Consider the following 3,934-nt stretch of genomic DNA (forward strand, 5'->3'; position numbering starts at 1 on the left):
CCGCCAAAGTAGAAAGGCACCGAATACTGCGAGATGAGAAGTTCGGGAAGCGCGCAAATTGCCGCGATGTAAACCGCGCCTAAAACCGTGAGCCGCGTCAGCACATGATCCAGGTGATCGGCGGTGTTCTTACCGGGGCGAATCCCCGGAATGAAACCGCCGTGCTTCTTCAGATTATCCGCCGTTTCCACCGGATTGAACACGATGGCAGTATAGAAGAACGAGAAGAACAGGATCATGCCGATGTAGGAGGCCAGATACAGCGGCGCGCCGTGCGCGAGATGTTCGCTGATCCAGCGCAGCACCGTCGGAAGCTCCGTCGGCGACTGCCCCGAGAACCCAACCAGCGTGCTCGGCAGCAGCAGGAGCGAGCTGGCGAAGATCGGCGGAATGACGCCCGCCGTATTCAGCTTCAGCGGCAGATGGCTCGATTCACCGCCAAACACCCGATTACCCTGCTGGCGCTTCGGATATTGGATCAGGATGCGCCGCTGGGCACGTTCCATGAAGACGATGAAGAGCACAACCCCGACGACGATGCCGAGTAGAACGATAATGAAAGCCGCCGACATGGCCCCGGTGCGCCCCAGTTCCAGCAAGCCCGCCAGCGCGCTCGGCAAATTGGCGACAATCCCGGCGAAGATAATCAGCGAGATACCATTGCCAACCCCGCGCGCCGTGATCTGCTCGCCGAGCCACATAACGAACATCGTGCCGCCGACCAGCGTAATCACCGCCGTCAAGCGGAAGAACATCCCAGGATCGATCACCGCCGAGCCGGTCGGCCCTTGGAAGCTTTCGAGCCCCACGGCAATCCCATAGGCCTGGCCCGTCGCCAGCAGCACGGTGAGATAGCGCGTATATTGATTAAGAACCTTGCGCCCGCTCTCGCCTTCCTTTTTCAAGGTTTCCAGGCGCGGGCTGACCGCCGTCATGAGCTGAATGATAATCGACGCCGAGATATACGGCATGATGTTCAGGGCAAACACCGTCATACGACCGAGCGCGCCCCCCGCCAGCATGTCGAACATGCCGAGGATGCCGCCCGCGTTCTGCTTGAAAATATCACTCAGAACCAACGGGTCGATGCCCGGCAGGGGAATATAGGTCCCCAGCCGGTACACGACGAGCGCGGCCAACGTGAACCAGATGCGAGCCTTCAGCTCCGTCGCCTTTGAAAAGGCACCGAAGTTGATATTTGCAGCAAGTTGTTCTGCAGCAGATGCCATCAGGTTATAAACCGCCAGCCGTTGAGAGAGAGAAATTAGGCTTCCGTCGTCGCCGGAACCGGCAAAACGACCGAGCCGCCCGCCTTTTCCACAGCGGCAACCGCTGCCGGGCTTGCTGCATCAAGCTCGATGGTCAGCTTTACCGTCAGCTCGCCCTTTGCCAGCAAGCGCGTGGGCGCATCGCCAATGCGAATCAGACCGGCAGCGGCCAGAACGGCCCCCGTGATGGTCTGATCGGCGGGCAAACGGCCTTCATCGACGGCCTTTTGAATCGAGCCGACGTTGATGACCTGGAAAGTCTTGCGGAAAATATTGGTGAAGCCGCGCTTCGGCAGACGCCGGAAGAGAGGCATCTGACCGCCTTCAAAACCACCGATAGCCACACCGCTGCGGGACTTCTGCCCCTTCACGCCATGACCGGAAGTCTTGCCCTTGCCAGAACCGATACCGCGACCGACACGCATCCGGCGCTTACGCGCGCCTTCATTGTCCCGGATTTCATTGAGTTTCATGGTGTTTTCCTCGGAAAAGGGGCGGGATGCTGCCACCCCGCCAGACCGCCTGGCGAACCCTTGCGGGTTACGCCGGGTCTTCGACCTTTATCAGATGCTGCACCGTACGGATCATCCCGCGCACCGCCGGAGTATCCTCCAGCACGCGGCTCCGATGCAGCTTGTTAAGACCAAGCCCCTTCAGCGTATCCCGCTGATAGGCTTCGCGACCGATCGGGCTACCGATCTGGGTGACTTTTACAGTCTTGCCAGTTTCAGTCATGATCTTACGCTTCCTTCGCGGCGGCGGCTTCGCCATCGCGACGACCGAGGATGTCTGCCACCTTCTTACCGCGACGCGATGCAACCGCACGCGGCGAGACAGTGCCCGACAAGGCGTCGAACGTCGCCTTAATCATGTTGTGCGGATTGGAGGTGCCCAGCGACTTTGCGACGACGTCTTGGACGCCAAGCGCTTCAAACACCGCGCGCATCGGACCCCCGGCGATGATCCCCGTACCGGCGGTTGCCGCCCGGAGAACAACGCGGCCAGCGCCAAAGTGCCCATTGGCATCATGATGCAGCGTACGGTTTTCCCGCAGCGGCACCCGAACCATGTTGCGCTTCGCCTGTTCGGTCGCCTTCCGGATGGCTTCCGGCACTTCGCGTGCCTTGCCCGACCCGTGGCCAACCCGGCCCTTACCATCGCCAACCACGACCAAAGCGGCGAAGCCGAAGCGACGGCCCCCCTTCACCACTTTGGCGACGCGGTTGATACCAACCAGCTTTTCAACCAGTTCCGATTCTTCCCGTTCACGCGGCTGACGCTCGCGATCCCGACGATCTTCCCGTGCCATTCTCGAATGCCCCCTTAGAACGCCAGCCCGGCTTCGCGGGCGGCGTCGGCCAGGGCCTTCACCCGGCCGTGGTAGATGTAACCGCCACGGTCAAAGACCACGATCGACACGCCCTTGGCCAGCGCACGCTGGGCCACGAGGGTACCGACGGCTTTGGCAGCCTCGATATCGGCGCCGGTCTTCAGTTGACCGCGCAGTTCTTTGTCGACAGAAGACGCGGCGGTCAGGGTTAGACCCTGTGCGTCGTCGATCACCTGCGCATAAATATGCTTGCTCGAGCGGAATACCGATAGCCGCGGGCGGCCATTGGACGTTGCCCTCAGTCGCGTACGGACGCGCTGACGACGACGCTCGAAGAGTTCTTTCGGCTTCATCATGGTCCGCGTCCTTACTTCTTCTTGCCTTCCTTACGCAGGATGGTCTCTTCCTCGAACTTAATCCCCTTGCCTTTGTAGGGCTCGGGACCGCGGAAGCGGCGAATTTCAGCGGCAACCTGGCCAACCTTTTGACGGTCGGCCCCCGAGATTGCCAGCAGCGTCGGCTTTTCGGCAACAACGGTAATGCCTTCAGGGAGGGCATAATCGATGTCGTGCGAATAACCGAGCTTCAGCTTAACCACTTTGCCCTGCACATCGGCGCGGTAACCCACGCCGTTGATTTCGAGCTTCCGGGTAAAGCCAGTGCTGACCCCCTTCACCATATTATTGATGAGGGCGCGGGTGGTACCCCACATAGCGCGGGCCTGCTTGGTTTCCGTAACGGGCTTTACGGAGACGGTCGAACCGTCCACCGTGGTTTCGATATCCTTGGACAGCGGCAGGCGGAGTTCCCCCAGCTTACCTTGTGCAAGAAACACCCCATCCTTCACCGAGACCGTAACGCCAGCCGGAACCGCAACGGGATACTTACCAACACGTGACATTGGTCGCCTCCCTTAGAATATGCGGCAAAGCACTTCACCACCAACATTGGCAGCGCGCGCTTCGGCATCGGACATCACGCCGCGAGGCGTGGAGAGAATCGAAATGCCAAGACCGTTGTAGAACTTGGGCAGATCTTTGATCTTTGTATACACGCGGCGGCCGGGTTTGGAGACACGTTTAATCTCCTTAATCACGGCTTGGCCTTCGTGATACTTCAGCTCAATACGCAGTTCTTGGACGCCAGCCCGCACGTCGGCTTGAGTGTAGTCGCGGATGTAACCTTCACGCTTCAACACTTCGAGCACATTCGCCCGCAGCTTCGATGCCGGGGATAGAACCACCGACATACGCGCATGCTGGGCGTTGCGGATGCGCGTCAGCATATCCCCTAAGGGATCGCTCATCGCCATATCCTAAACTCCTCTTACCAGCTC

At 59.9% G+C, this 3,934-nt stretch carries 7 protein-coding genes; all 7 read right to left on the reverse strand.

The annotated features are described in order from the left end of the window. Positions 1–1,229, reverse strand: a 1,229-nt coding sequence (secY, locus tag VZ95_RS02780) for a preprotein translocase subunit SecY (protein ID WP_045774521.1), incomplete at its 3' end; no start/stop codon positions are given. Between the two features lie 35 nt (positions 1,230–1,264). After that, positions 1,265–1,741, reverse strand: coding sequence for a 50S ribosomal protein L15 (gene rplO, locus VZ95_RS02785; RefSeq protein ID WP_045774522.1), 477 nt, complete (start codon positions 1,739–1,741; stop codon positions 1,265–1,267). A gap of 67 nt (positions 1,742–1,808) precedes the next feature. Next, positions 1,809–2,003, reverse strand: coding sequence for a 50S ribosomal protein L30 (gene rpmD, locus VZ95_RS02790; protein ID WP_045774523.1), 195 nt, complete (start codon positions 2,001–2,003; stop codon positions 1,809–1,811). A 4-nt stretch (positions 2,004–2,007) separates the two neighbouring features. Then, positions 2,008–2,577, reverse strand: coding sequence for a 30S ribosomal protein S5 (gene rpsE, locus VZ95_RS02795; RefSeq protein ID WP_045774524.1), 570 nt, complete (start codon positions 2,575–2,577; stop codon positions 2,008–2,010). 14 nt (positions 2,578–2,591) lie between these two features. Beyond that, on the reverse strand, positions 2,592–2,954 hold the full coding sequence (gene rplR / locus VZ95_RS02800) for a 50S ribosomal protein L18 (RefSeq protein ID WP_045774525.1): 363 nt from the start codon (positions 2,952–2,954) through the stop codon (positions 2,592–2,594). Between the two features lie 11 nt (positions 2,955–2,965). Continuing rightward, positions 2,966–3,499: a 50S ribosomal protein L6 gene (gene rplF, locus VZ95_RS02805; RefSeq protein WP_045774526.1), complete on the reverse strand. Its 534-nt coding sequence runs from the start codon at positions 3,497–3,499 to the stop codon at positions 2,966–2,968. Between the two features lie 12 nt (positions 3,500–3,511). Next, complete coding sequence (rpsH, locus tag VZ95_RS02810; protein WP_045774527.1) at positions 3,512–3,910, reverse strand: 30S ribosomal protein S8; 399 nt, start codon at positions 3,908–3,910, stop codon at positions 3,512–3,514. Positions 3,911–3,934: the final 24 nt, after the last annotated feature.

Source organism: Elstera litoralis, assembly GCF_000963705.1.
GTDB lineage: Bacteria > Pseudomonadota > Alphaproteobacteria > Elsterales > Elsteraceae > Elstera > Elstera litoralis.

What these genes read in the sequence shown, in the direction of transcription:
- rplO (WP_045774522.1), bottom strand. Translation starts at nt 1,741, where the DNA reads ATGAAACTCAATGAAATCCGGGACAATGAAGGCGCGCGTAAGCGCCGG.
- rpmD (WP_045774523.1), bottom strand. Translation starts at nt 2,003, where the DNA reads ATGACTGAAACTGGCAAGACTGTAAAAGTCACCCAGATCGGTAGCCCG.
- rpsE (WP_045774524.1), bottom strand. Translation starts at nt 2,577, where the DNA reads ATGGCACGGGAAGATCGTCGGGATCGCGAGCGTCAGCCGCGTGAACGG.
- rplR (WP_045774525.1), bottom strand. Translation starts at nt 2,954, where the DNA reads ATGATGAAGCCGAAAGAACTCTTCGAGCGTCGTCGTCAGCGCGTCCGT.
- rplF (WP_045774526.1), bottom strand. Translation starts at nt 3,499, where the DNA reads ATGTCACGTGTTGGTAAGTATCCCGTTGCGGTTCCGGCTGGCGTTACG.
- rpsH (WP_045774527.1), bottom strand. Translation starts at nt 3,910, where the DNA reads ATGGCGATGAGCGATCCCTTAGGGGATATGCTGACGCGCATCCGCAAC.